Origin of the sequence: Paraburkholderia sediminicola (assembly GCF_046027825.1) — a bacterium.
Taxonomy (GTDB): Bacteria; Pseudomonadota; Gammaproteobacteria; order Burkholderiales; family Burkholderiaceae; genus Paraburkholderia; species Paraburkholderia sediminicola_D.
The window spans coordinates 1-25,126 of record NZ_JAQQDU010000114.1; the positions used below are offsets into that span (position 1 = coordinate 1).

18 protein-coding genes and 1 pseudogene are annotated in these 25,126 nt (G+C 62.6%); 10 read left to right on the forward strand and 9 right to left on the reverse strand.

Features of this window, described 5'->3' with window-relative positions; all coding sequences use genetic code 11:
* Positions 1–16: 16 nt before the first annotated feature.
* Positions 17–1,030, forward strand: coding sequence for a non-homologous end joining protein Ku (gene ku, locus PQQ96_RS36555; protein ID WP_408301543.1), 1,014 nt, complete (start codon positions 17–19; stop codon positions 1,028–1,030).
* Between the two features lie 55 nt (positions 1,031–1,085).
* Positions 1,086–4,016 carry a DNA ligase D gene (gene ligD / locus PQQ96_RS36560; RefSeq protein WP_408301514.1) on the forward strand — a complete coding sequence of 977 codons (2,931 nt, stop codon included), beginning with the start codon at positions 1,086–1,088 and terminating at the stop codon, positions 4,014–4,016.
* A gap of 17 nt (positions 4,017–4,033) precedes the next feature.
* On the opposite strand, the gene PQQ96_RS36565 is transcribed toward ligD, so the two are convergent.
* Positions 4,034–4,978, reverse strand: a complete 945-nt coding sequence (locus tag PQQ96_RS36565) for a LysR family transcriptional regulator (protein WP_408301516.1) — start codon at positions 4,976–4,978, stop codon at positions 4,034–4,036.
* A gap of 174 nt (positions 4,979–5,152) precedes the next feature.
* Here PQQ96_RS36565 and PQQ96_RS36570 point away from each other — a divergent pair, with 174 nt between their 5' ends.
* The gene (locus PQQ96_RS36570) at positions 5,153–6,169 is read left to right on the forward strand and encodes a zinc-binding alcohol dehydrogenase family protein (protein ID WP_408301518.1); all 1,017 of its coding nucleotides are present in this window, start codon (positions 5,153–5,155) and stop codon (positions 6,167–6,169) included.
* Between the two features lie 256 nt (positions 6,170–6,425).
* Positions 6,426–6,989, forward strand: a complete 564-nt coding sequence (locus tag PQQ96_RS36575; protein ID WP_408301520.1) for a DUF6013 family protein — start codon at positions 6,426–6,428, stop codon at positions 6,987–6,989.
* 204 nt (positions 6,990–7,193) lie between these two features.
* Here PQQ96_RS36575 and PQQ96_RS36580 read toward each other — a convergent pair whose 3' ends face one another.
* On the reverse strand, positions 7,194–8,000 hold the full coding sequence (locus tag PQQ96_RS36580) for an ABC transporter permease (RefSeq protein ID WP_408301522.1): 807 nt from the start codon (positions 7,998–8,000) through the stop codon (positions 7,194–7,196).
* Positions 7,997–8,707, reverse strand: coding sequence for an ABC transporter ATP-binding protein (locus PQQ96_RS36585; RefSeq protein WP_408301524.1), 711 nt, complete (start codon positions 8,705–8,707; stop codon positions 7,997–7,999). The genes PQQ96_RS36580 and PQQ96_RS36585 overlap by 4 nt, the downstream gene beginning before the upstream one ends.
* A 186-nt stretch (positions 8,708–8,893) precedes the next feature.
* Between PQQ96_RS36585 and PQQ96_RS36590 the strand changes: the two genes are divergently transcribed.
* On the forward strand, positions 8,894–11,374 hold the full coding sequence (locus PQQ96_RS36590) for an AsmA family protein (protein ID WP_408301525.1): 2,481 nt from the start codon (positions 8,894–8,896) through the stop codon (positions 11,372–11,374).
* 104 nt (positions 11,375–11,478) lie between these two features.
* Here the strand turns inward: PQQ96_RS36590 and PQQ96_RS36595 are convergent, their stop codons facing one another.
* Positions 11,479–11,973 (reverse strand): hypothetical protein, encoded by a 495-nt coding sequence (locus tag PQQ96_RS36595; protein ID WP_028196609.1) that lies wholly within the window; start codon positions 11,971–11,973, stop codon positions 11,479–11,481.
* A 392-nt stretch (positions 11,974–12,365) separates the two neighbouring features.
* On the opposite strand from PQQ96_RS36595, the gene PQQ96_RS36600 reads away from it, so the two are divergent.
* The 3 genes from PQQ96_RS36600 (at position 12,366) to PQQ96_RS36610 (ending at position 16,587) form a co-directional block, all read left to right on the forward strand.
* The gene (locus PQQ96_RS36600) at positions 12,366–13,976 is read left to right on the forward strand and encodes a sensor histidine kinase (protein WP_408301527.1); all 1,611 of its coding nucleotides are present in this window, start codon (positions 12,366–12,368) and stop codon (positions 13,974–13,976) included.
* A gap of 78 nt (positions 13,977–14,054) precedes the next feature.
* Entirely contained in the window at positions 14,055–14,534 is a 480-nt protein-coding gene (locus tag PQQ96_RS36605; protein ID WP_408301529.1) for a response regulator, read from the forward strand.
* 79 nt (positions 14,535–14,613) lie between these two features.
* The gene (locus PQQ96_RS36610) at positions 14,614–16,587 is read left to right on the forward strand and encodes a hybrid sensor histidine kinase/response regulator (protein WP_408301531.1); all 1,974 of its coding nucleotides are present in this window, start codon (positions 14,614–14,616) and stop codon (positions 16,585–16,587) included.
* A gap of 161 nt (positions 16,588–16,748) precedes the next feature.
* On the opposite strand, the gene mscL is transcribed toward PQQ96_RS36610, so the two are convergent.
* The 4 genes from mscL to mfd all read right to left on the reverse strand — a co-directional run bounded on the left by mscL (position 16,749) and on the right by mfd (position 23,300).
* A complete protein-coding gene (gene mscL / locus PQQ96_RS36615; RefSeq protein WP_408301533.1) occupies positions 16,749–17,198 on the reverse strand; it encodes a large conductance mechanosensitive channel protein MscL in 450 nt (149 codons plus the stop codon).
* 87 nt (positions 17,199–17,285) lie between these two features.
* A complete protein-coding gene (locus PQQ96_RS36620; protein WP_408301535.1) occupies positions 17,286–18,320 on the reverse strand; it encodes a threonine/serine dehydratase family protein in 1,035 nt (344 codons plus the stop codon).
* Between the two features lie 48 nt (positions 18,321–18,368).
* Positions 18,369–19,619, reverse strand: a complete 1,251-nt coding sequence (argE, locus tag PQQ96_RS36625; protein ID WP_408301537.1) for an acetylornithine deacetylase — start codon at positions 19,617–19,619, stop codon at positions 18,369–18,371.
* A gap of 198 nt (positions 19,620–19,817) precedes the next feature.
* Positions 19,818–23,300: a transcription-repair coupling factor gene (gene mfd / locus PQQ96_RS36630; protein ID WP_408301539.1), complete on the reverse strand. Its 3,483-nt coding sequence runs from the start codon at positions 23,298–23,300 to the stop codon at positions 19,818–19,820.
* Positions 23,301–23,421: 121 nt separating this feature from the next.
* Between mfd and ispD the strand changes: the two genes are divergently transcribed.
* The gene (ispD, locus tag PQQ96_RS36635) at positions 23,422–24,138 is read left to right on the forward strand and encodes a 2-C-methyl-D-erythritol 4-phosphate cytidylyltransferase (RefSeq protein WP_408301541.1); all 717 of its coding nucleotides are present in this window, start codon (positions 23,422–23,424) and stop codon (positions 24,136–24,138) included.
* A gap of 45 nt (positions 24,139–24,183) precedes the next feature.
* Complete coding sequence (gene ispF, locus PQQ96_RS36640) at positions 24,184–24,663, forward strand: 2-C-methyl-D-erythritol 2,4-cyclodiphosphate synthase (RefSeq protein WP_408301545.1); 480 nt, start codon at positions 24,184–24,186, stop codon at positions 24,661–24,663.
* A 189-nt stretch (positions 24,664–24,852) separates the two neighbouring features.
* Here the strand turns inward: ispF and PQQ96_RS36645 are convergent.
* Positions 24,853–25,126: pseudogene (locus tag PQQ96_RS36645) on the reverse strand (IS4 family transposase); the annotation flags it as partial.

Here is a 25,126-nt window from a genome sequence, read left to right on the forward strand (position 1 = left end):
CCTTGGGGAGCGCACGATGGCACACATGATCTGGAAGGGCGCGATCAGCTTCGGCCTCGTCCACGTACCGGTCCAGTTGTATCCGGCAACGCAGTCGGAGAAAGTCGGCTTCAATCTGCTGGATAAACGCACGATCGATCCGATCGGCTACAAGCAGATTAACAAGCGCACCGGCAAGGATGTGACGCGCGAGAACATCGTGCGCGGCTTCGAGTACGACAAGGACAAGTACGTCGTCCTCTCGGATGAAGAGATTCGCGCGGCCAATCCCGAGTCGACGCAGACGGTTGATATCCTCGCATTCGTCGACGCACCGGACATCTCGTTCCTCTATCTCGACACGCCGTACTTCCTGACGCCTGACCGCAAAGGCGAAAAGGTGTACGCGCTGCTGCGCGAAGCAATGAAAGCATCGGGCAAGATCGGTGTGGCGAGCGTCGTGCTGCACAACAAGCAGCATCTCGCGGCGCTGATTCCGGTCGGGCCGATGCTGGCGTTGAACACCCTGCGCTGGGCCGACGAGGTCCGCGACTTCGACGAATTCAAACTGCCCCCCGCAAGTATGAAGGCGGCCGGCGTCACCATGCGCGAACTCGACATGGCGAAAAAGCTGATCAATGATATGAGCGACAAATGGGATCCGTCGCAGTATCACGACACGTTCCGCGACGACATCCTGGCGCTGGTCGACCGAAAGATTCGCGCGGGCAAGACCGAGGAAATCACCGAAGTCGAGGCGCCGCGCGAAGCGCGTCGAACCGCCGACATTCTGGATCTGTCCGACCTGCTCAAGCGCAGCCTCGGCCGCGGCAAAGGCAAGCCGGCCGCGGATGCGCGCAAGCACGCCGCGGATGATGACGACGAGGGCGCCGATACCGATGCCGATACCGAGACAGCCGCGCCAGCTCGCAAGAAGCCGCGCGCGACGCACGCGACGCGCGCGACGGGTACGAGCCGCAGCGGTGGCAAGCGTGGAAGTGCCGGTGCCAAGGCAGCGCCGGCGGCACGCAAACGGCGTGCGGCCGCCTGATCGCGTGCTTTATAGATAACACCGCGCTAGCTCGACCCACGACGAGTTCCCCTCCATGAACGACAGGCTGGACCTCTACAACCGCAAGCGGCGCTTCAACGAAACGCCGGAGCCATCGGGCGTGGCTGCGCGCAAGAAAGCCGGCCGCAGGACGGCGGCGCGTGACGCGGCGCGCACATCGAATGAGGCGCTGTCGTATGTGATTCAGGAGCACGACGCGCGGCGTTTGCATTACGACTTCCGGCTCGAACTGGATGGCACGCTACTGTCGTGGGCGGTGCCAAAGGGGCCGAGCCTCGACCCCTCGGTGAAACGGCTCGCGGTGCATGTCGAAGATCATCCGCTCGAATATGGCTCTTTCGAAGGCGAGATTCCGCCTAGTCACTACGGCGCGGGAGCGGTGATCGTGTGGGACCGCGGGACGTGGGAGCCGGTCGGCGGCGCGGCGGAGGCGGTCAGATCGTATAAAGCGGGCAAGCTCAAATTCCGGCTCTTCGGCGAAAAACTGCACGGCGGCTGGACGCTGGTGCGTAGTCGTATGCGCGGCAGCGGCGACAAGGAGCAGTGGCTGCTGATCAAGGAGCGTGACGACGAAGCCCGCAAGGAGAGCGAATATGACGTTCTGAAGGAACGTCCGGGTAGCGTGCTGGATGGCACAGCGTCGATTGGCAGTGGCGTAGGGTCCACGAGGCGCCCGGCAAGGAAGACTGCGGGCGAGTCTATACACGGGAGCGCAAGCGCGAAGAGGGTGGCAAGTACAGCGTACGCGCTGAGTCCAGGGACGGCAGCGGGCAGGGACGCCGTCGCGAGCTCGAACACCTCCGGCAAGAACCGGGCAACAGCCGCCTCATCGAGCCGCGCCGGCCCAAAGAAAACCGACATCGTGTCGACCCGTAGCGCGCAGTCGCTGCGCGAGCTTGCCGCATCGCCCTCGATCGAAGGCGCGGTCAAAGCAGCGTTGCCAGCCACCTTCAAGCCGCAACTGGCGACGCTCGTCGACGCCGCGCCACCCGGCGATGAATGGGCATTTGAAATCAAGTTCGACGGCTATCGCGTGCTGGCGCGCATCGATAGAACGGCGAAGGCCAGTGTGGTCAAAGTGTTCACGCGCGCGGGCAACGACTGGACCGCGAAGTTCGGCAAGCAGGTGAAGGCGTTCGAAAAACTCGACATCGAAAGCGCATGGCTCGACGGCGAAGCGGTGGTGCTCGATGACAACGGCGTGCCGAGTTTTCAGGCATTGCAGAACGCGTTCGATTCGAACCGCTCGCAGGACATCGTTTTCTATCTGTTCGACGTTCCGTTTCTGAACGGCTACGACTTGCGCAGCGTGCCGCTCGAACAACGCCGCGTGATGTTGCGCGCGTTAATGGATGGGCACGACAGGGAAGGGCACGACGACAGCGTCTTGCGCTTCTCCAACGACTTCGCGTTCAGCGCCGAAGAACTATTGAAGAGCGCGTGCGACATGGCGCTCGAAGGGATCATCGGCAAACGGCGCGATAGCGGCTACACATCGGGGCGCTCGTCGGCGTGGATCAAATTGAAGTGCCGGCGGCGTCAGGAGTTCGTGATCGGCGGCTATTCGGAGCCGTCCGGTCGCCGCGCGGCGTTCGGTGCGCTGTTGCTCGGCGTCTACGACAGCAAGGGCAAACTGCAATACGCCGGACGCGTCGGCACGGGCTTCGACGCTGCGTTGCTGCACTCGGTCAAGAAGGAACTCGACGCGCACGAGATCAGGAGCATGCCGTTCGCTGGCGCGCCGCGCGAGCACAGTCGCACGCCGGTGCATTGGATCGAACCGGTGCTCGTCTGCGAATGCAATTTCGCTGAATGGACGAGCGATGGCATCGTGCGGCAGGCGTCGTTTGTGAGTCTGCGCAATGACAAACCGGCGCGGCAGGTTATCAAAGAAGCACCCCGTAAAGGAGCCGATGTGCAAGCGCAAACCGATACCGCATCCGACGACGTGCCGAAGAAACGCACGATGAGAAAGGCCATCGAGACTTCCTCAACCGAGCCCGCTAAAAAAAGCGCGGCGAGGGTTCCAGCAACAAAGACCCGCGCAGCGAATTCAAAATCTGCCGCGACGTCAACCGAAGTCGCCGGCGTCCGCATCTCCCATCCTGAGCGCATCATCGACAAGAGCACCGGCACCCGAAAAATCGATCTCGTGCAGTACTACGAAGCGGTCGCCCACTGGATGCTGCCGCATCTGCAAGACCGGCCGGTGTCGCTGGTGCGCGCGCCCGAGGACATCGGCGGCGAGCTGTTTTTTCAGAAGCACAGCCAGAAACTGTCGATTCCCAATGTCACGCAGCATCCCGGACTCGACCCCGGTCATCCGCCGCTGATCACCGTCGATACGCTCAAGGCTTTGATCGGCGCCGCGCAAATGGGTACGATCGAATTTCACACGTGGAATGCCGTGGTGTCGAACATCGAAAAACCTGACCGCATGGTGTTCGACCTCGACCCCGATGTGTCGCTTGGTTGGGAGCGGATGATCGAGGCCGCGCAACTGACGCGCTCGCTGCTCGAAGAACTCGGCCTGGCCTCGTTCTGCAAGACGAGCGGCGGCAAAGGGTTCCACTTGGTGGTGCCACTCACGAAGCACGCCGGCTGGGATGACGTAAAGGCGTTTTCGCAAGCTGTTGCGCAGCATATGGCGACGACGCTGCCCGAGTACTTCAGCGCGAAGATGGGTGCGCAGAATCGCAAGCAGAAGATCTTCGTCGATTATCTGCGTAACAACCGCGGCTCGAGTACGGTCGCCGCATTTTCGGCCCGCGCCCGGCCGGGCCTGGGCGTTTCAGTGCCGCTCGCGTGGGACGAAGTCGCCACCACGACGAGCGGCGATCAATGGACCATCGAAAACGTGCACGAACGCCTTCAGGATCTTAAGGGCGACCCGTGGGTGGACTATTCGAAGACGCGTCAGCGCATTACCGCGGCGATGAAAAAACGTCTGGATGAAGCGGAGTAAGCGCGATCCAGTCGGCCTCAATCCGGCTCAACGTCCCAATAAGGCGGATCGCCGAAATGCGCAGCAAGGAACTCGATGAACGCAAGCGTCCTGGGCGGCACGAACGCACGGCTCGGGTAGACCGCCCAGATCGCCACATTCTCCGCGAGTGGATAGCTGTCGAGCACGCTGACCAGTTTGCCGCTGCGCAGATACGGCGCCACGTCCCAGGTCGATTTGAGTGCGATGCCGAAACCGGCCAGCAAAGCGTCACGAATCACTTCGCCATTGTCGGTGACGAGGCGCCCGCTCACGCGCACGTCGAGTGGACCGGCGGGCGTCACGAAAGCCCAGTCGCGCTGGTCTGACAGGATCATGCACTCATGCTGCGCGAGGTCCGCTGGATGATGCGGCGTCCCACGTGCGGCGAGGTAGGCGGGCGCGGCGCACAGCACGCGGCGGTTCACGGCCAGGCGCTGCGCTACCAGCGACGAATCCTTGAGCACGCCGACGCGGATCGCCACATCGATGCCCGCATCGACCAGATCGACCACCTGATCCGTCAGCCGCAGATCGACGCTGACGCCGGGATAGCGCCGCAGAAATTCGCTGATCACCGGCGAGACGTGCTGCCGCCCGAACGACGACGGCATCGACACCCGCAAGCGCCCCTGCGGCTCGGCCTGCGCGCGGCCCACCGAGGCGCGTGCGGCATCGGCGGCGTCGAGCAGCGCCTCAGCGCGTGTCATGAATACTTCGCCATCCTGCGTGAGACTGATGCGGCGGGTGGTTCGATGCAGGAGGCGCGCGCCGAGGCGCTTTTCCAGTTGCGCGATGCGCGAACTCGCGACGGCCGCCGACAGGCCGAATTCGCGGCCGGCCGCCGACACATTGGCGAGCAGGGCGGCCCGCACGAACAGGGCGACATCGAGTAGGTCGAGTCGCTCCCGCTCGCCGGACGAGGGTTTTACGACGGGTTTCACCGGATGATCCATTCTTCTGAAATTCAAAAAGATGTTTCAGTCATTATGATGGTTTTATAAGATTAAGAACCGACTTAGGATGACGTCAATGCGATCAACTACCCCGCACGGCGCCAGCCGCCGCCTGCGACGATCGCCGGTCTCTCAACCTCATCTGAAAGAACAGGAGCTGTGATGAAAGCCGTAGGTCTCTATCGTTATTTGCCAATCGATCAAGCCGAATCTTTGATCGACGTCGACATTCCCCAACCCGAAGCCAGCGGCCGCGACCTGCTGGTGAAGGTCGAAGCCATTTCCGTCAACCCGGTCGACACCAAGGTGCGCGCACCGAAAGACACGGTCGAGAAAACGCCGCGAGTACTCGGCTGGGACGCTGCCGGCACGGTGGTGGCGGTCGGACCGGACGTCACGCTGTTCAAGGTCGGCGACCCCGTGTTCTATGCGGGCAGCATTACGCGCCCGGGGGCGAATAGCGAGTTCCATCTGGTCGACGAGCGCATCGTCGGGCGTAAGCCGGCGTCGCTCGATTTCACGCACGCGGCCGCCTTGCCGTTGACCGCGATTACCGCCTGGGAGGCCCTGTTCGACCGCCTCGGCGTGTCGCCCCAGGGCGCGGACGAAGGCCGCACGGTGCTGATCGTCGGCGGGGCGGGCGGGGTCGGTTCGATCGGCATCCAATTGGCGAAGCAACTCGCCAAGCTCAAAGTGATCGCGACCGCGTCGCGTCCTGAATCGGCGAAGTGGGCGACGGAGCTGGGCGCGGATCATATCGTCGATCACTTCGGCGATATGCCCGCGCAGTTGAAGAAGCTCGGCATCGACCAGGTCGATTACGTGCTGATCTTCAACGATACCGACAGGAATTTTCCGGCGGCCGCTGAAGTGATCAAGCCACAGGGCGGCATTTGCACGATCGTCGAAAACAGCCAGCCGCTGCCGGTCGAACTGTTGAAGACGAAAAGCGGCGCGTTCCACTGGGAGTTCATGTTCACGCGGTCGATGTTCAGCACGCCGGACATGATTGAGCAGCATAAGCTGCTCACCGAGGTGGCGCGTCTCGTCGATGCGGGTATCTTGCGCACGACGGTCGGTCAGGATCTCGGCAAGATCAACGCTGAGAATTTGCGCCGTGCGCATCAGTTGCTCGAGGCGGGGCGCGCGATCGGCAAGCTGGTGCTGACGGGCTTCTAAACTTCGCGGGGTTTTGCGTTCCTGTCGTATCACACGCGCAGAAAACGCTTCATTGCAAGCGGGTTAACACCCGATTCGTATGAAGCGCGCGCAGCGCCGCTTGGCGGTAGACTGGTGGGGCATCATGCTAAAACAGTTGCGTGTCTCGCGGCTCGTCTGGCCGGGCCTCAACCGGTATCAAGCAGGCTTCGGTCAGGCGGTGCATTGGCAGTAGCGCTTAAGCGGGCGCGCAGCGGCACAACAACGAGGTGACAGTATGAGCTCCAGCTTCAAACTCTCCGCCGTTTCAGTTGTTGCTTCTCTCGCGTGCGCGCTCGCGCCCGGCATGTTCGTGCCGGCGGCTCACGCTGCTACGCCGATTACCGTGACGTCGCAGTCCGCCCTCGATGGTCCGATCCGCTACACGGTCCGCGTCACGTCGAAACAATTCGGCAATTCGCAGGAAACGCGCACGATCCGCTCCGGCGAATCGGACGACTTCACGTGGAAAACCGTGCCGCCGGGTGGTCCCGTGCCCGCGCCGGATACCTGCCCGAATTATTCGTCGCTGCCGACTGACTCGAACGGCGCGATGATTCGTCAGACGCAGATCCGCTTTGCGCCGGTCGTCGCCGGTGACGGCACCGCGTCTGTGCAGTTGAGCTTCCAGGCGCAGACACCGCACGGCGTGAAGACGGTGACGAGCGGCGGCAAAACGCTCAAGTGTCCGAACAACGTGAGCGTCAGCCAGATTCTGCGTTTTACTATGCCGACCAATGGCAGCACGAAAACACTGACGCTCAATGATGGCACCGAAGTGGCGGTCACTGCAAAACGTTGAACTTGCGCGGCGAATAGTGCGAGATACGGCAGCGGAGCGGCTGTTCGCCGGGCGGTGTCGCTGCCAGTACGCAAATGGATGTTTGCGATGTGGCCGCGTTGCGTGACGATGCGCATTGCATGGGGCGCATTCATGACATGCGGTCGACAAATGGCAGACAAGCGGCGACGCAAACCGCGTCGCGCTGCGCATCTGTTCGCCCCCTCAACGCTGCGCCGCAGCCCGCTCCACCAGTCGCGCCGACAGAAACCGATGCTCCGCCGAAAAGAGCCGCCGATACGTGAGCAGCACCGCGCCCACCGTCCCCAAGGCTGACGACGCGGCGATCAGGAACATGATCACGATCTGATAGCGCACCGCCTGCAATGGTGACTGACCGGCCAGCACCTGGCCGGTCATCATGCCGGGCAGGCTCACCACGCCGACCACGGCCATCTGATTGAGCGTCGGCATCATGCCCGCGCGCACCGCCTGGCGCGCCGGCGCCTGCGCCGCTTCCCACCGGGTCGCGCCGAGCGCGAGCGCCATATCCACGCGGTCACGCCGGGCGGTCAGTTCCTCGGTCATCCGTTCGATGCCGAGCGACACGCCGGTCAGCGTATTGCCGAGGATCATGCCGAGAATCGGAATCGCATACTGTGGCTCGTACCACGGGTGAATACGGATCACGACGAACAGTCCGACCGCGGCCACCAGCCACGAGCTGACCCAGATTGACAGCACACTGTCCGCACGCTGCCCGGCATACGTGCGACTGCCGCGCTGCGCGCCCGCGAAGCCGGCGATCAGCGTCATCACGATCATCAGGGGCAGTACCACGAACCAGTGGTCGTAACGGAACACCCAGCCGAGCACATAGCCGATCGCCAGCAACTGGACGACGGTGCGTACCGCCGCCCACGCGAGCTTGCGTTCGAGGTCCAGCTTGAGCGCCACCGACACCACACCGTTCACCACGATCAGCAATGCGGCGATCGCGACGTCCCAGAGACTCAGGTTTTGCAAGGTCATGGGGCGAGCTCCTGAGGCGCGGGCGTTACCGCGGATTCGTCAAGCACGCCGGCGCGCATCGTGAGGTGCCGCTCGCTCATGCGCGCGGCTTGCGCCGGATCGTGCGACACCCACATTGACGCATGCCGGCTGGGGTCGGCATCGAACCACGCGTGCACCAGAGCTTCGATCGCGTGCGATGACTCAGGATCGAGCGACGCGGTGGGTTCATCCAGCAGCAGCACCTCGGGTGTGAGTTGCAGCACACGAATCAGCGCGGTGATCTGCGCTTCTCCGCCGGACAACTCGCTCGCACGCTTGTCGAGAAAATCGTCGCCGCGGCCGGCCTGAGCGGCGAGACTCGCCGCGCGCGTGCGATCGAAGCGCACGTCGCGATAGGTCCGCAATTCGAAGGGGTAACGCAGATTGTCTTCGACGCTGCCGTCGAGCAGCGCGGGCCGCTGCCGGATATACGCGACGTTGCGGCGGTAGCGTGGGATCGCGGCGCGCTCGACCGGCGCGCCGTGCCACATGATGCGCCCGGCATCAAGCGGATCGAGCAGGGCGAGGGCGCGCAGAAACACGCTCTTGCCCGAACCCGACGGGCCGGTGACCGCGACGCGGTCGCCCGCGCAGAGGGCAAAGGTCGTCGGTTGCAGCAGAGTTTGCCCGCGCACTGCATCTCGCCGGGCGATGCCGTCGGCGAAGACGAAGGGAACATCGGTCATGGGTGGGATCGTGGTGGATTGTTTGCGTGGATTCGGAGGCCGCTGTGACATTCCCTTACGTTTCGATGGAAGGGAAACCTGTGCCCGAACTGTGCGGCATGATAAAACGACCCCTATTAGACAATACCACCAGGCACGCTATGTGCTGCACCGATGCACAACGAAGAACAAGGGCGGAGCTTCTCAATGGCAGTGTCGAGCACGATTGGACGACGGATAGGAAAAATCATCGCATGGCTGGTGGCGATCATCGTCATTCTGATTGTCGCGCTGACCGTTTTCATTCTGACCTTTGACTGGAACCGGGCCCGGCCCTACATCAATGACAAGGTCACGCAGGCGATCGGCCGTTCGTTCGCGATCAACGGCGATCTGAAAGTGGGGTGGCAGCATCCGGTCGGCGAGACCGGCTGGCGTGGCTGGGTGCCCTGGCCGCGTTTCTCGGCGGCCAATATCACGGTCGGCAATCCCGACTGGAGCAAGCAACCGCACTTCGCAACGCTCGACGAAATCGACTTCGAGGTCAAGGTGTTGCCGCTGCTCGCGCACGACATTGTGATTCCCGCGATCAATCTGGTGAACCCGTCGGTCGATCTCGAACGACAGATGGACGGACGTAACAACTGGACCTTCAAACTGGCCTCTTCCAGTGGGCCTTCCGAATGGACGCTCGATCTGCACGACATCGCGTTTGCCAAGGGCAATATCGCGCTGTCCGACCACCAGAAGAAGGTCGAGATGCAGATGGCCATCGATACGCTCGGTCAGCCGATTCCGATCGGCGAAGCGATGAAGCAGCAGGAGGCGGCGTCGCGCAGCGCGTCGGCGCAGGCGGTTGGTAAAGCGGGCGCGAGCAAGCTCACCGCGCAGGCTAACGCGCAAGCCGCATCGGAAGCTGCGGCGGCATCCGCGGCGGCGGCTTCCGGCGCTTCAGCGACGGAGACCGAGGCCACGGCGTCGGGCGCGACGACGGCGAATGGCGCATCCAGTGCGATGGTGGCAGGCGGGTCGAATGGCGCAAGCGAGGGCGCGAGCGGCGCGACGGTGGCTTCGGCGTCGAACGCCGGCGAGGCAGGCACGGCGAACGGTGCGAAGCCGGACATTCCGCCGTACGCGATAGGTTGGACCGTGAAGGGGACCTACAACAACACGCCGGTGTCCGGCAACGGCAAGGTGGGCGGCGTGCTGGCGTTGCAGGACGCAAACCGGCCGTTCCCGGTGCAGGCCGATGTGAAGGCTGGCGATCTGCGCGTCGGCCTCGTGGGCACGATCACCGATCCTGCGCATCTTGCCGCGGTCGATCTGCGCCTCTGGTTGCAAGGCAACAGCCTGGCGCGGCTGTATGCGTTGACGGGTGTGGCCTTGCCCGACACGCCGCCGTATGCAACCGAGGGGCGTCTTGTCGGCCAGTTCAAAGCCGGCGGCAACGTCTTTACGTATAAAAATTTTACCGGCCGGGTGGGCGGCAGCGATCTGAATGGCTCGCTGACCTATACGGCACGTGAGCCGCGTCCGCTGTTGCAGGGCGAACTGGTGTCGCATCTGCTGCAATTCTCCGATCTCGCGCCGGTCATCGGCGCGGACTCCAAAGCCAGCAAGGCCCGGCGCGGCGATGCGACGGCGCAGCCGGCCAACAAAGTGTTGCCCGTCGAAGAATTTCGCACCGACCGCTGGAAAGCGATTGACGCCGACGTGAAGTTCACAGGGAATCGCATCGTCAAGGAAACCAACCTGCCGATCACCGACCTGTACACGCACGTCGTGCTGACCGACGGCGTGCTGTCGTTCGAGCCACTGAAGTTCGGCGTGGCGGGCGGCTCGTTGTCATCGGATATTCATCTGGACGGCAGCACCACGCCGCTGAAGGGGCGCTTCGCGACCTCGGCGCGGCATCTGAAGCTCAAGCAGTTGTTCCCGAACTTCAAGACGATGCAGAACGCGCTCGGCGAAATCAACGGCGACGCCGCGCTGACCGCGACCGGCAATTCGCCGGCGGCGTTGGCGGCAACGTCGAATGGCGAGGTGAAGGCGTTGGTCACCGATGGTACGGTGAGCCGCCTGCTGATGGAGGCGGCCGGGCTAAACGTGGCGAACGTGGTCTATGAAAAGCTGTTTGGCAATCGCGACGTGAAGATCAACTGCGCGGCGGCCGATTTTGTCGCGAGCAACGGTGTGCTGGATCCGCGCGTCTTCGCGCTCGACACGGACGACGCAGTGATCAACATCGACGGCAAGGTGAATCTGCGCGACGAAACGATGGACCTTGGCGTGCATCCGCATACCAAGGGTTTCCGGGTGTTTTCGCTGCGCTCGCCGCTGTATGTGAAGGGAACGTTCAAGGACCCGCACGTGGGGGTGGATGCCACCGCGCTGGCGCTTCGAGGCGGTGCCATGATCGGGCTCGGCTTGATCAATCCGTTTGCTGCGCTGATTCCGCTGCTCGCGCCTAGCAACAACCAACCGCTGCCGTGCGGGCAGTTGCTGTCGCAGGTTCGTCAGGCGCCGACCGCGCCGCCGCCGGGTGTCAAGCAGCAGGCTAAACCGGCCATTTCGCTCGACGGTGCTCCGGTGAACAAGTCTTCCGCTGGCACGTCCTCACCGGCTGCGGGCGAAAGGAAACCTGCGGCGATGTCGCCGGCCACGGCGGCCGAATATAAGGGGAGTTGATGTTTTTTGCTTTGCCAGCGGACAGACAGGCGCCGCGCAGGCAAAACAGAATAATGGGGATCAACGCCGCAGCCACAGAGGCAACGGCGTTGCCAGGGAAAGGACTACCTTAACGAGCGCGGAGCGGCATCCCCCGCGGCATCCTGCCTGCGAACCCCGCGGCGGGCGCCGCCAACGCGGGTGGCGCCGAATTCCGTCAGGATCTTGCCTCTAGCCCGGCTGGCAAAGACCAGGAACCCAAACCCGTCGGCTTCATACCAATACCCGCCGTTCTCGAGTCCATCGAGCGGCTGTTCCAATGCATTGGTAATGGATTCGATACAACGCCGCCGCAATTCGGCGGGCGCGGGATAGGGCGGCTGTGCGCCGCGCACACTGCATAGGAGAACGTCGAGCCCAGGCAGCACATGTGCATAGAGCACCGGCTCGTCTTGCGCGCGAGCGCGCGCAATTTTGGTGTCGAGCTGACCGAACGGCTTGAAATGCCGTAGTACCGCGAGGAACGACTCATCGCCGTCCACCTTCGCGCGCCTACGCTTTTTCGGGAAGGACATAAAAATTCGCCTGAAAAAGAATTGCAAGAAACGCAGCGTCCTCATGCGACAACTCCCGGCTTCGCGCGCCGCACGTCGATCTTTTATAGCATACGACAAGGCCGGACTCACGATGATTCGGCGTCTACGCCGTCCCACCGCCTCCCGCACGAATCATGCCGAACCGCCTCGCCGCGCGCTTTCCCTTCCCAGCACATCTGTCTCCATCATAGACGCACGCGCCACTGAAAAAACATCCTGTATCAATAAAAAAGTCATTTTTGTGTGGGCGAGCGCATCTTGCCGCTACGTTGAAATATCTCACATTCACGTCGATAATGGCCCGTCCGGCCGCACTGCGGCGTGCACGCCCGTCCGGCCCCGCAACGGCCCGCCCCGCACGGCGAGACGCGCGGTCCGGGCGCGCCGCCGCGGCTTGAACGACCCTTCGGGCGAACATGAAACTATTCACCAAGGGTCTGCTGCTGATTGCAGTGCCGAGCGTGGTCGAGCTAGCGCTTCTGGGCGTCGTCTTCGATACCCAGGAGCAAACAGCGCAGGCCGCGCAGTGGGTCAGCAACAGCAAGCAGATCCTTTATCAGTCGTCGGCCATTGTCGATCCGCTGCTGCGTCAGGCCGCGCGGGTCCGCACGGGTATGGTCGTCGGTGATCCGACGTTTATCGACCGTCATACCGTGTGGGTCGATCTCGGCGACCGTCTTTCGAATCTCGAAACCTTGGTGGCCGATACGCCGCAACAGGTCGAGCGCGTGCGCAGGATGCAACAAGCGATTGAAACGTATCGCGCGCAGGCTACGGCGATCTCGCGGGCGCTGCACGCAGGACGTAGCCTGAACGCGTTTGCCGCGCTGGACGCGGGTGCGCTCCCCCAGCAGATCGCTCTGTTTCGCAATGAGCTCGCTGAGTTCGGTAATGAGGCCTCCCGGCTCGACGCCGAGCGCGGCGCGGCCCTGGCGCGGCGCCGCGAACGCCAGCAATATGCGCTGATCGCTGCCGTGTTGGGCTCGATGCTGATCTGGGCGGCCACGGCCATGGTGTTTGCGCGCAGCATTGGCCGGCGCCTGGAGGTGTTGACGGGCAACGCCGAGCGTCTGGGCCGTGGTCGGCCGCTCGCAGCGCCGCTGTCCGGCAGCGACGAAATTGCCGCGCTCGACGCGGTGCTGCATCAGACGGGTGCGCGCCTGCGCGAGGCCGAAGGCGACCAGACCACGCTCAAAGCGCGGCTCGAAGCACGCGCGGGGGAGCTCGCGGCCGTCAACGAGGAGCTGCGCCAGGAGACGCAAGACAACGAAATGTTTATCTACAGCGTGTCGCACGATCTGCGCTCGCCGTTGGTGAATCTGCAAGGCTTTTCGAAAGAATTGCAGGTGTCGTGCGACGAACTGGGCAGCCTTGTCGAGGCGGCGAAACTGCCGGAGGCCGAGCATCGGCGTATGGTGCACATCCTCGACGGCGACTTGCGCGAGTCGCTGCAATATCTACGCACCGCGGTGACGCGGGCGGCGGCGATCATCGACGCGCTGTTGCGGATTTCGCGTGCCGGCCGGCTCGAATATCAGTGGCAGCGGGTGAGTGTCGGACGGGTGGTGGGCCGCGTGGTCGATGCGCTGCAGGGCGCGATCAGGCAGCATGCGGCCGTGGTCACCGTGCGCGAGTTGCCGCCGGCATGGGGCGACCCGGGCGCGATCGAGCAGATTTTCAGCAACCTGATCGGCAACGCGCTCAATTATCTGGACCCGGCGCGCAATGGGCGCATCGAGGTCGGGGCGCTGGAGCCAGAACCGGTCGACGAGACGGAGCCGCGCGCGGTGCGCACGCGCACTTATTATGTGCGCGACAACGGCCTTGGGATTCCGGCGGCGTATATGTCGAAGGTGTTCCGGGCGTTTCAGCGTCTGCACGGCGATGTGGCGAATGGCGACGGCATCGGCCTCGCGGTGGTGCGACGTATGGTGGAACGGCACGGCGGCCGCGTCTGGGTCGAGTCGGCAGAAGGCGCGGGGTCAACCTTTTTCGTCGTGTTGCCGGAACAGCCTGCGCGCCTTTGAATTGGGGCAGGCACCAGGGGAAACAGTGAGAACAGTTAAAAGCATTATGGAAAGACGGATCGTCAGCACGGGGGGCATATGAGTCAAGAGGAATCGGTCAATATCGTGCTGATCGAAGATGACGACGGCCACGCCACGCTGGTCGAGCGCAATCTGCGCCGTGCCGGCATTTCGAATGGATTCGTGCGCTTTCGCGACGGCCAGCAGGCGCTCGATTACTTCTTCGGCCCGGCGCCGGCGAACGCCGCTGCCAGCCCTTATCCGCCGCGCGAAGATCTGACGAATTTCGTCGTGCTGCTCGATCTGAAAATGCCGCGCGTGGATGGCTTCGAGGTGTTGCGGCGTCTGAAGGATTCGCCGCAGACAGCCGCGGTGCCCGTGATCGTGCTGACCACGACCGACGATCCGCGTGAAATCGCGCGCTGTTACGAACTCGGCTGTAACGTCTATATCACCAAGCCGGTCGAATACGACGCGTTCATCGAGGCCGTGCGCCGTCTCGGCTTCTTCCTGCAGGTGGTCAAGCTGCCGCCGGGCCACCGGTTGGCCGCGCCGTGACGGAAGACTCATGTGAAGGCGCGCCGAAAGCGGCCCATGACAAGATAGCGATACCAGACCTAGCCAAAGAAGACTCCGCATGACCGAAGAAGTGTCCACGCAGCCCGCCGCGTATGTGCTGGTCGTCGATGACGACGAAGGCATCCTGCGGCTCGCGCGCAAGTCGCTCGAACGCGCCGGTTGCCGGGTGGCGATCTGCGCGGGTGTCGACGCGGCCCGCGAGCGGCTCGCCGCGGGTGCGCCAGACCTGCTGGTGCTCGACTACCAACTCAGCGGGCCGGAGACCGGCCTCGACTTCTTTCGCCGCTTGCGCGCGGAAGGCGTGCGGATTCCTGCCATCCTCGTGACCGGCTTCACTGACGAATCCCGCGTGATCGAGGCGTTGCGTGCGGGCGTGTCTGATGTGGTGCCGAAATCGGGCGACTATCTGGATTACCTGCCCGAAGCCGTCGAACGGGTACGTTCGCAGGTGCGTTTGCAGAAGGCGTCGGACGAAGCCTTGCTACTGCGCGACCGCGAGCAGCACTACCGGACGCTGTCGGAAGCGTTGCCGCACCTCGTACTGACTTGCGACGCGGCGGGCGATTGCGATTTTCTTTCGAAACAGTGGTTTGACTATACGGGGTTGGCGGAAAGCAGTTCGCACGGTCTGGCGTGGCTCGACGCGGTGCATCCCGACGATCGTGAAGAAATTCGCCGTACCTGGCTCAAGGCGGTAATGGGCGGCGCGGGCGATTACCGGCACGAACTGCGGATTCGCCGCCACGATGGCGCCTATCGATGGTTCGACGTCCGCGCGGTCGCCATGCGCGACGCCGAAGGCAACGTCAGCAAGTGGTTCGGTAGTTGCACCGACATTCATCCCCAGCGCGAGGCGATCGAGGAGCGCGAGCGGCTGCTCGCCTCGGAACAGGCCGCCCGTCAGATCGCCGAAGAAGCCAATCGTGCGAAAGACCGCTTCCTCGCCATGCTGTCGCACGAATTGCGCACGCCGCTCACCCCCGTGCTGGCAGGCGCCAGCGTGCTGGAGATGATTCCGGACCTGCCCGATCAGGCACGCGCCAGCGTGCGCATGATCCGTCGCAACGTCGAACTTGAAGCGCGGCTGATCGACGATCTGCTTGATCTCACGCGCGTCGCGAACGGCAAGCTGCGCCTGTCGCTCGAAACCGTCGACGTGCATGAGGTGATGGACAGCGTGCTCGAGCTCTTTCGCAGCGAAATCCAGGTCAAGCAGCAGGACGTGCACGTCTACAAGAATGCGCAGCACCATTACGTGCTGGCCGACCGCGCACGGCTGCAACAGATGCTGTGGAACCTGATCCGCAACGCCGCCAAGTTCACGCCCGACGGCGGCCATATCTACGTGCGCACGCACGATGAACGCATGCATGTGCAGATATCGGTCGAGGATACGGGCATCGGCATCGAGCCCGAGCAGATCGGCAAACTGTTCAACGCGTTCGAGCAGGGCAACCAGAACATGACGCGGCAATTCGGCGGCCTGGGCCTGGGTCTCGCGATCACCAAGGCACTGACCGATGTGCACGGTGGGACGGTGATCGCGCAGAGCCCGGGCGCGCACTGCGGCGCGACCTTCACGATAACGTTGCCGACCGCCGCCGCGCCTCTTGAATTAGTGCCCGTTGCCGCGCCGGATGGCGTGCGCCCTAACGGCCTGCTGACCATTTTGCTGATTGAGGACCACGTGGATACCGCCGAGGTGATGGCGCAGCTGATTCGCAGCCTGGGTCACGATGTGACGACGGTGGGCCGCGTGGACGATGCCCTGGCCGCCACCCAGGTGCAGACGTTCGATCTGGTGATCAGTGATGTGGGCTTGCCCGACGGCACCGGTCTCGATTTCGTCAAAGCGTTCCGCGAACATTCGGATGCACCGGCGGTGGCGTTGACCGGCTTCGGTACGGACGAAGATGTACGTCGTTGCCTGAGCGCCGGCTTTACGTCGCATCTGACCAAGCCTGTCAATTTTGGACAGCTCGAGACGATGATTGAGAGCGCACTGAATCTGAAGGCGGAAAAGGACGCTTAGTGCGTTCGCGGCGTTTGCGGCGTCGACTGGGTCGGCGTCATTTGCGGGTGACATGAATGAAAACGGCCTGTGGCGATTTTCTCGCGACAGGCCGTTTTTATTTGCACCGGCTTGTGTGACGGCGCGAATGCCTTATGTGCCTTAAGGCAGCTTAAGGTGACTTACCGCGGCGCCGGGTTCTTCAGCGAATCACGGATTTCACGCAGCAGCACGACTTCTTCCGGTGTCGGCGGCGGCTCTGCCGGTGCCGCATCAGCCGGCTTGCGCAGATTATTGATGAACTTGACCATCAGGAAAATGATGAACGCGAGGATCACGAAGTTGATGGCCACCGTGATAAACGAGCCATAACCGAACACCGCCACGCCTGCCGTCTGCAAGTCTTTATACGATTCGGGACTGCCTTTGAAGCTGGCGGGAATATCGCCGAGGCGAACGAACTTGTTGGAGAAGTCGAGGCCGCCGGTGGCAACGCCGACAACCGGCATGATCAGGTCTTTAACAATTGAATTGACGATCGTGGAAAATGCGCCGCCGATAATCACCCCGACGGCGAGATCCATTACGTTGCCTTTGAGGGCAAATTCCTTGAATTCCTTGATCATGCTCATATACGTTCCTCCCAGAAGTCGATAATCGAATGATACCAATCTGAGAAGGATAGGCTAGTCTTTTGGCATGTAACGAGCGGATTGGTTTTATCCTGGAGACTGCGACTGGCTATGGCGCGCGCGTTCGATGTGCGCGGCAAAACTGACCGGGTCGGTATTGGTGCCGCACAGCAGCACGCCTACGCGCTTGCCTTGCAGCGTCTCGCGCAGCGGTCCGAGCAGCGCCGCCGTTGCTGCGGCGCAGGCCGGTTCCACGGCTAGTTTAAGTTGTCCGAACAAGGTCAGCATGGCCGCGCGCAACTGATCGTCGGATACGGTGACGAGCTGGTCGATATGACGGCGGCACAACTCGTAGCTGTATTCCTCGGTATGCGGCGCCGCCAATGAATCGGCAATGGTGTGCATGTGGCCCATCTTGACCGTGTGATTGGCCGCGAAGCTTTTGCCCATCGCATCCGATCCCTCCGGTTCGACGCCGTACACGTGTACCCGCGGATTCGCGAGCCGCATGGCGGTGGCCACACCGGCAGCGAGACCGCCGCCGCCGATCGGCACGATCACCGCTTCGAGGTCGGGCGTTTGCGTGGCCCATTCATAGCCGAGCGTGGCCGAACCCAGCACGGTGCGATAACCGTTGAACGGATGCACGAAATAACGGCCTTCCTCCGCCTCGATACGGCGCACCAGCTCGAATGCTTCCGCAAGGTTTTCCGCGAACACGATATCGGCGCGGTATTGCCGGCACAAGGCGACGCGTGCCGGATTGGCCGCACGAAACAGCACGACTTTCGCGCTGATGCCAAGACGCATCGCCGCGTACGCGACGGCCACCGCATGATTGCCACCCGACACACAGGTGACGCCCGCGCTGCGTTGCGTTTCGTCGAGCGCGAGCAGGTTGGTAAACGCGCCGCGCGCCTTGAAGCTGCCACCCGCTTGCAGCAACTCGAACTTGAAGTTCACCACCGTGCCTTCCAGCGACGGAAAGTCGAGCCGGTCGAATACCGGCGTTCGCGCCACCCACGGCGTCAACGCAAAATGCTGCGTGGCGATGTCGTCGAGTGTGGGGATCGGCTCGCCGTTGATCGTATGGTCGGTGTGCTGCGGCGTGGCGGTTGACATGGCGTGGATGTGTTTTCCTCGATATACCTAAGACTCTTGTTCCGCTCGTCAGTTTCCGTGCGCGTTGACCGACATGCTGTGGATGAATTTCTGCAGGAAGCGCTCGCACGCCACGAGTTGATCCAGTGCGACAAATTCGTTGGCTTTGTGCGCCTGCTGGATGTCGCCGGGGCCGCACACAATGCTCGGAATGCCCGCCAGCGAGAACAGCCCCGCCTCGCTGCCGTACGCGACCTTGCGCTTGTCCTGGTCCGCAGTCAGCGCACGCACGAGTTGCGTGATCGCGGCCTGTTCAGACGAATCGAGGCCGGGCGCCGCGGCGATCTTCGTGATCTCGATGCCGGCAGATGGATGCTCGCGCAACATTTTCGGCAGCAGTGTTTCGCGGGCATATTGATCGATGCGCGCGAAGATCGGTTCGGGGTCGAGCGTGGGCAGATTGCGGAATTCGAACTGGAACTTGCATTCGGCCGGCACGGTATTGATCGCGTTGCCGCCGACGATCGTGCTGGTTTGCGCCGTGGTGAAGGGCACGTCATACAGTTCGTCGAACGGGCCTTGCTCTCGGAACTGATCGGCCATATCGCGGATATAGCAGATCAGGCGCGCGGCGTATTCGATGGCGTTCAAACCCTTCGGCGTCAGCGACGAATGCGCCGCCTGGCCGCGCACGCAGCACTGATACGCGTTAATGCCTTTGTGTGCCACGATCGGGCGCATGCTGGTCGGCTCGCCGACAATGCAGCCGTCCGGCTTCACGCCGCGCTTCATGAGATCCGCAATCAGGAGCGGTGCGCCGACACAACCCACTTCCTCATCGAACGACAAGGCGAAGTGAATCGGCTTGGCGAGCCTCGTGCGCTGCATCTCAGGCACGAGTGTAAGCGCCGCGCCGATGAAGCCTTTCATGTCGCAGGTACCGCGGCCGTACAGCTTATCGCCGCGAATTTCCGGCTTGAACGGATCGCTGTCCCATTGCTGACCGTCTACGGGCACGACATCGGTGTGGCCCGACAGCACTACGCCGCCATTGGTCTCACCGTCGTGCGCGGGAATCGTTGCGAACAGATTGGCCCATTTGCCGCTTTCGTCGTGGGTGAGCGTGGCTTCGATGCCGACCGCGCGCAATTCGTCGCGCACCGTTTCGATCAGACCGAGATTGGGATTGCGGCTCACCGTGTCCATCGACACGAGACGGGTCACCCAGGGAAGCGAGGCGGGCAGCGTTGCAGGCGAGGAAGAATTCGATTCAGAGGCGGGTGTTTGCGAGGGCTGCGCTGTTTCAGCGACGTGAGACATGACAAGACTCCAGCATTTGAGTCTTTCGATGATACCCAAAAAAAGCCCAGCCGTATGCTGCGCCGCGTGTTTGCGCACCGCAGCATGAACGGGAAACGGCTAGACGTAGCGTGCTTTTTAATGGTGCAGGCGTTGGGGCCGGTATCCGCGCCGGTATCGACGCGATACCGGCGCTTTAGCACGCAACGGCGCGACGTGTTAGCGCGCAGCAGCCGTGGCCGCAGTGCCGCGGCTGGGCGTTCCGAGTGCACGCAAGGTTTCTTTCACCGTCGCCACACGCACGGCCAGATCCGGACTGCGCGTTTCGATACGCAGCTTGTCCTGGCCCGCCAGCTTGATGTGCTTATGCTTCTGCACCATCTCGATGATCCGCATCGCGTCGATTGGCGGATTGGGGATGAACTGCAAGCCGATCACGGTTTCGCCCGCATCGATTTTCGAAATACCCAAGGGCTTGGCCGCCAGGCGCAGACGATGCGTCTCGACGAGCGCATGCGCTTGCGGCGGCAACTTGCCGAAGCGGTCGATCAGCTCTTCCTGAATGCCGTCGATCGAATCGTTGTGTTCGCAATTAGCGAGGCGCTTGTAGAGCGACAGACGTTCCTGCACGTCGCCGCAATAGTCCGCCGGCAGAATCGCGGGCGCGTGCAGATTGATCTCGGTGGTCGCGGCGAGCGGTGCGGTAAGGTCCGGCTCCTTGCCTTCCTTGAGCGCCTTCACAGCGTCGTTGAGCATGTCGGTATAGAGCTGGAAGCCGATCTCCTGAATCTCGCCCGATTGTTTGTCGCCGAGCACTTCACCCGTGCCGCGAATCTCGAGGTCGTGCATCGCGAGATAGAAGCCCGAACCGAGTTCCTCCATCTGCTGGATCGCTTCGAGACGGCGCTGCGCCTGCTTGGTCAGTCCTTGCGGGTCATGCACCAGCAGATACGAATACGCCTGGTGATGCGAGCGGCCCACGCGGCCACGCAACTGGTGCAGTTGTGCGAGACCGAACTTGTCGGAGCGGTGAATCAGGATCGTGTTGGCGCTCGGTACGTCGATGCCGGTTTCGATAATCGTCGTGCACAGCAGCACGTTCGCGCGTTGGGCAACGAAGTCGCGCATCACGCGCTCGAGTTCGCGCTCATGCATCTGTCCATGCGCGACCGCAATGCGGGCTTCGGGCACGAGCGTTTCGAGCATCTGCCGGCGATTTTCGATCGTCTCGACTTCGTTGTGCAGGAAGTACACCTGGCCGCCACGTTTCAACTCGCGCAGCATCGCTTCGCGAATCACGCTGTCTTCTTCGCGACGCACGAAGGTTTTGATCGCGAGACGCTTTTGCGGCGCGGTGGCGATCACCGAGAAATCGCGCAGGCCTTCGAGCGCCATACCGAGCGTACGCGGGATCGGCGTGGCGGTGAGCGTGAGCACATCGACTTCAGCGCGCAACGCTTTCAGCGCCTCTTTCTGACGAACGCCGAAACGATGCTCCTCGTCGATGATCACGAGCCCCAGCCGCTTGAACTGCACGTCCGACGACAGCAGCTTGTGTGTGCCGATCACGATATCGACCGTGCCTTCGTTGATCTGCTGGATCGCCGCGTTGACTTCCTTGGTCGACTTGAAGCGCGACAATTCGGCGATGCGCACCGGCCAATCGGAGAAACGGTCGGTAAAGGTTTGCGTGTGTTGTTCGGCGAGCAGCGTGGTGGGCGAGAGCAGTGCAACCTGTTTGCCGCCCATCACGGCAATGAATGCCGCGCGCAAGGCCACCTCCGTCTTGCCGAAGCCGACGTCGCCGCACACGAGGCGATCCATCGGCTTGCCGCTCGTCATGTCGCCGATCACGGCCGCAATTGCCGCGGCCTGGTCTGGTGTTTCTTCGAAGCCGAAGCTCTCGGCGAACTTCACGTAGTCTTTCGGTTCAAGCGCGAATGCATGGCCTTCGCGCAGGGCACGGCGGGCGTACAGGTTCAGCAGCTCGGCCGCGGTGTCGCGGATCTGCTGCGCGGCTCTGCGCTTGGCTTTTTCCCATTGGCCCGAGCCGAGCGAATGCAACGGCGCGCTTTCCGGATCCGCGCCGCTGTAGCGCGAAATCACATGCAACTGCGCGACCGGCACGTAGAGCTTGCTGTCGCTCGCGTATTCGAGGTGCAGGAACTCGGTCTCGCCTTCGCCGAGATCCATCGTGACGAGGCCCATATAGCGGCCGATGCCGTGCTGCGAATGCACGACCGGATCGCCGATCTTCAGCTCGGACAGATCGCGCACCATCGAATCGACGTTGCTGGCCTGTTCCTGGCGGCGCCGTCCCGCGCGGCGCGCGAGCGGGCCGTACAGTTCCGTCTCGGTGATGATTGCGATGCCGTCGACGGGCACCGCGAAACCGTTGGCCAACGGTGCGACGCCCAGCGAAAAACGTTCGTCACTCGTGAGCCAGTCCTGGAAGCTGTCGCTCGATACGGGCTTCAGGTGATTGTCGGCGAGCAGTTGTAACAGCGTTTCGCGCCGGCCGGCCGATTCAGTGGCAAAGAGCACACGGTTCGGCGTGGTGTCGAGATAGGCGCGTAACGCCGCGACCGGATCCTCCGCGTGACGGTCGATCGCAAGGTTCGGCAGCGGGATCGACCAGCCGCCCCCCGCATTGGCGGGCAGCACGAGCCGCGCGAACGGCTTGGCGAACGTAAAGAAATCCTCATCCGACAGGAACAGACGCTGCGGCTCCAGAATCGGCCGGTCGCGATCGTGTGACAGGAAGTTGTAGCGCTGTTTGGTGTCGTTGGTGAAGCGCTTGATCGCCGCGTCCAGATCGCCGACGAACGCCAGTTGCGCGCCTTCGGGCAGGTAATGGAACAGCGTTGCCGTCTCGTCGAAGAAGAGCGGCAGATAGTATTCGATGCCCGCCGACGGCACCCCGTTGCCGATGTCCTTATAAATCGACGCACGGCTCGGATCGCCCTCGAAGGTCTCGCGCCAGCGGCTGCGAAATGCCGTGCGCGCGGCTTCGTCGAAGGGGAATTCGCGGCCGGGCAAGAGACGCACGTCTTTCACCGGATAGAGGCTGCGCTGGGTGTCCGGATCGAATGCCCGGATCGAGTCGACCTGGTCGTCGAACAGGTCGATCCGGTACGGCAGGGGCGAGCCCATCGGATACAGATCGAGCAGCGAGCCGCGCACGCAGTATTCGCCGGGTCGCACCACCTGGCTCACGTGCTCGTAGCCGGCGAGCGTTAATTGCGCTTTGAGCCGGGCTTCGTCCAGACGCTCGCCTTGCGAGAAGGCGAACGTGTAGCCGGCCATGAACGAGGCGGGCGGCATCCGGTACAGGGCGGTGGTGGCGGGCACCAGCAGGATGTCGCAGCGGCCTTCGCCGAGATCGTGCAGCGTGGCGAGGCGCTCGGAGACCAGGTCCTGGTGGGGCGAAAAGGTGTCGTAAGGCAGCGTTTCCCAGTCGGGCAGCAAACGCACGCGTGCCTCGGGCGCGAAAACGCCGATTTCCTGCGAGAGTCGCTGCGCGTCGACGGCGCTTTCGCAGACAACCGCCAATAGCGGCACCTTCTCGCGGTAGGCGAGATGGTAGCGGGCGATCAGCAGCGCGTCGGACGAGCCGTGCGTGCCGTCGAAGGCAAAACGCTGGCCGGCCTTGACGGGCGCGACGGGCGGGGAGTACTGCGATGTTGCGGCGATGTCTGGCATAGAAGAGAAAAGGCGGCCTCAGGCTCACACGTGATCGGCAAGTTTACGCGTGTCAGGGCGTAGATGCGAAGGACCTATTATAAAATCCGTCCTTTACTTTGACCTCGCGGCATCCGCACTCGTGACTTCCCGTCTATTTGCCCTGATTCCGTGCGCTGGCACCGGCAGCCGTTCCGGCGCCGCGATGCCCAAACAATATCGCACTGTCGCCGGTCGCGACATGCTGCATTACTCGCTGGCCGCGTTCGACGCCTGCAGCGAGTTTGCGCAAACCCTTGTGGTGATTGCCCCGGACGACCAGCATTTCGACGCCCGCCGCTTCAGCGGCTTGCGTTTCGCCGTGCGCCGCTCGGGCGGGGCTTCGCGCCAGGCGTCGGTGCTGAACGGGTTGCACGCGCTGGCCGAGTTCGGCGCGCATGACGACGACTGGGTGCTGGTGCACGACGCGGCGCGGCCTGGCATTACGCCTGGCTTGATCCGTACGCTGATCGGCGCGCTGAAGGACGACGCGGTGGGCGGCATCATGGCCTTGCCGGTGGCGGATACCTTGAAGCGGATCGATCCGGGTTCATCCGACGGCCGGATCGCCCGCACCGAGGCGCGCGATGGCCTGTGGCAAGCGCAGACGCCGCAGATGTTCCGTATCGGCATGTTGCGCGAGGCGATTCTGCGCGCGCAGGCGGACGGTCACGATCTGACCGACGAAGCGAGCGCGATCGAGTGGCTGGGGCATGCGCCCAAGCTGGTGCAGGGGAGTTTGCGTAACTTCAAGGTCACTTATCCGGAAGACTTTGATCTGGCCGAGGCGATTCTGTGCCGGCCGTCTTCGGCTTCCTGAGCGGATAATCGAATTTTAATGAATGGGCTTGAGGACTTGACGCATATGGATTTCAGAATTGGGCAGGGTTATGACGTGCATGCGCTGGTGCCGGGACGTCCGTTGATTATCGGCGGCGTGACGATTCCCTATGAGCGCGGGCTGCTCGGACATTCGGATGCGGATGTGCTGCTGCATGCGATTACTGATGCTATTTTTGGCGCGGCCGCGATGGGGGATATTGGGCGGCATTTCTCCGATACAGATGATAAATTCGCTGGCGCGGATAGCCGGGTTTTATTGCGCGAATGTTTTGCTCGTGTGACGGCGGCGGGGTTTTCTATTGCTAATGTGGATAGTAGTGTGGTTGCGCAGGCGCCTAAGCTGGCGCCGCATATTGAGGGGATGCGGGCTAATATTGCCGCGGATCTTAACCTGCCGGTTGAGCGGGTTAATGTTAAGGCTAAGACTAATGAGAAGTTGGGGTATCTTGGGCGCGGGGAAGGGATTGAGGCGCAGGCTGCGGTTTTGTTGATCAAGAATTGAGGTTTGGGTTTTTGCCTGTTCGGCGCTTCTGGTCTTTATGCCTACGGCGTTGGGTTTTTCTTGATCTGTTTGCCTGCTCGGCGATTGTTTCGTCTGTTTGCCTATGCCGTTGGCCTTTCCTTGAATTCTTAATGGTCTATTAGTGTTGCCCCTATGCGGGGCAATGCTCTCAACTTAAGCCCCATTCCATCAAGCGAGCTTGTACGCAAGATGATGATGGGGCTTCGCTTTTCTGGGTGGTCGTGAGTAGGTTCGCGAAGGCTGGATGCGGCATCGGGTCTGGTGGATGACGGCAATTACATCGGCGAGTCGGTCCATGCAGCACTCAATGCGCAGAAGGCACCCGCGAAGAATGGGCTTGAATGCGCCCAGCGCGTAGAGCCGGTTGGGACGACTGGCGAGGTCCTCTGCGCCTGGCGTGTCCAGCTCGCCGAGCAATGTGCACAGATTGTCTGCGACAGTC

What these genes read in the sequence shown, in the direction of transcription:
- ku (WP_408301543.1), top strand. Translation starts at nt 17, where the DNA reads ATGGCACACATGATCTGGAAGGGCGCGATCAGCTTCGGCCTCGTCCAC.
- ligD (WP_408301514.1), top strand. Translation starts at nt 1,086, where the DNA reads ATGAACGACAGGCTGGACCTCTACAACCGCAAGCGGCGCTTCAACGAA.
- PQQ96_RS36570 (WP_408301518.1), top strand. Translation starts at nt 5,153, where the DNA reads ATGAAAGCCGTAGGTCTCTATCGTTATTTGCCAATCGATCAAGCCGAA.
- PQQ96_RS36575 (WP_408301520.1), top strand. Translation starts at nt 6,426, where the DNA reads ATGAGCTCCAGCTTCAAACTCTCCGCCGTTTCAGTTGTTGCTTCTCTC.
- PQQ96_RS36580 (WP_408301522.1), bottom strand. Translation starts at nt 8,000, where the DNA reads ATGACCTTGCAAAACCTGAGTCTCTGGGACGTCGCGATCGCCGCATTG.
- PQQ96_RS36585 (WP_408301524.1), bottom strand. Translation starts at nt 8,707, where the DNA reads ATGACCGATGTTCCCTTCGTCTTCGCCGACGGCATCGCCCGGCGAGAT.
- PQQ96_RS36590 (WP_408301525.1), top strand. Translation starts at nt 8,894, where the DNA reads ATGGCAGTGTCGAGCACGATTGGACGACGGATAGGAAAAATCATCGCA.
- PQQ96_RS36595 (WP_028196609.1), bottom strand. Translation starts at nt 11,973, where the DNA reads ATGAGGACGCTGCGTTTCTTGCAATTCTTTTTCAGGCGAATTTTTATG.
- PQQ96_RS36600 (WP_408301527.1), top strand. Translation starts at nt 12,366, where the DNA reads ATGAAACTATTCACCAAGGGTCTGCTGCTGATTGCAGTGCCGAGCGTG.
- PQQ96_RS36605 (WP_408301529.1), top strand. Translation starts at nt 14,055, where the DNA reads ATGAGTCAAGAGGAATCGGTCAATATCGTGCTGATCGAAGATGACGAC.
- PQQ96_RS36610 (WP_408301531.1), top strand. Translation starts at nt 14,614, where the DNA reads ATGACCGAAGAAGTGTCCACGCAGCCCGCCGCGTATGTGCTGGTCGTC.
- mscL (WP_408301533.1), bottom strand. Translation starts at nt 17,198, where the DNA reads ATGAGCATGATCAAGGAATTCAAGGAATTTGCCCTCAAAGGCAACGTA.
- PQQ96_RS36620 (WP_408301535.1), bottom strand. Translation starts at nt 18,320, where the DNA reads ATGTCAACCGCCACGCCGCAGCACACCGACCATACGATCAACGGCGAG.
- argE (WP_408301537.1), bottom strand. Translation starts at nt 19,619, where the DNA reads ATGTCTCACGTCGCTGAAACAGCGCAGCCCTCGCAAACACCCGCCTCT.
- mfd (WP_408301539.1), bottom strand. Translation starts at nt 23,300, where the DNA reads ATGCCAGACATCGCCGCAACATCGCAGTACTCCCCGCCCGTCGCGCCC.
- ispF (WP_408301545.1), top strand. Translation starts at nt 24,184, where the DNA reads ATGGATTTCAGAATTGGGCAGGGTTATGACGTGCATGCGCTGGTGCCG.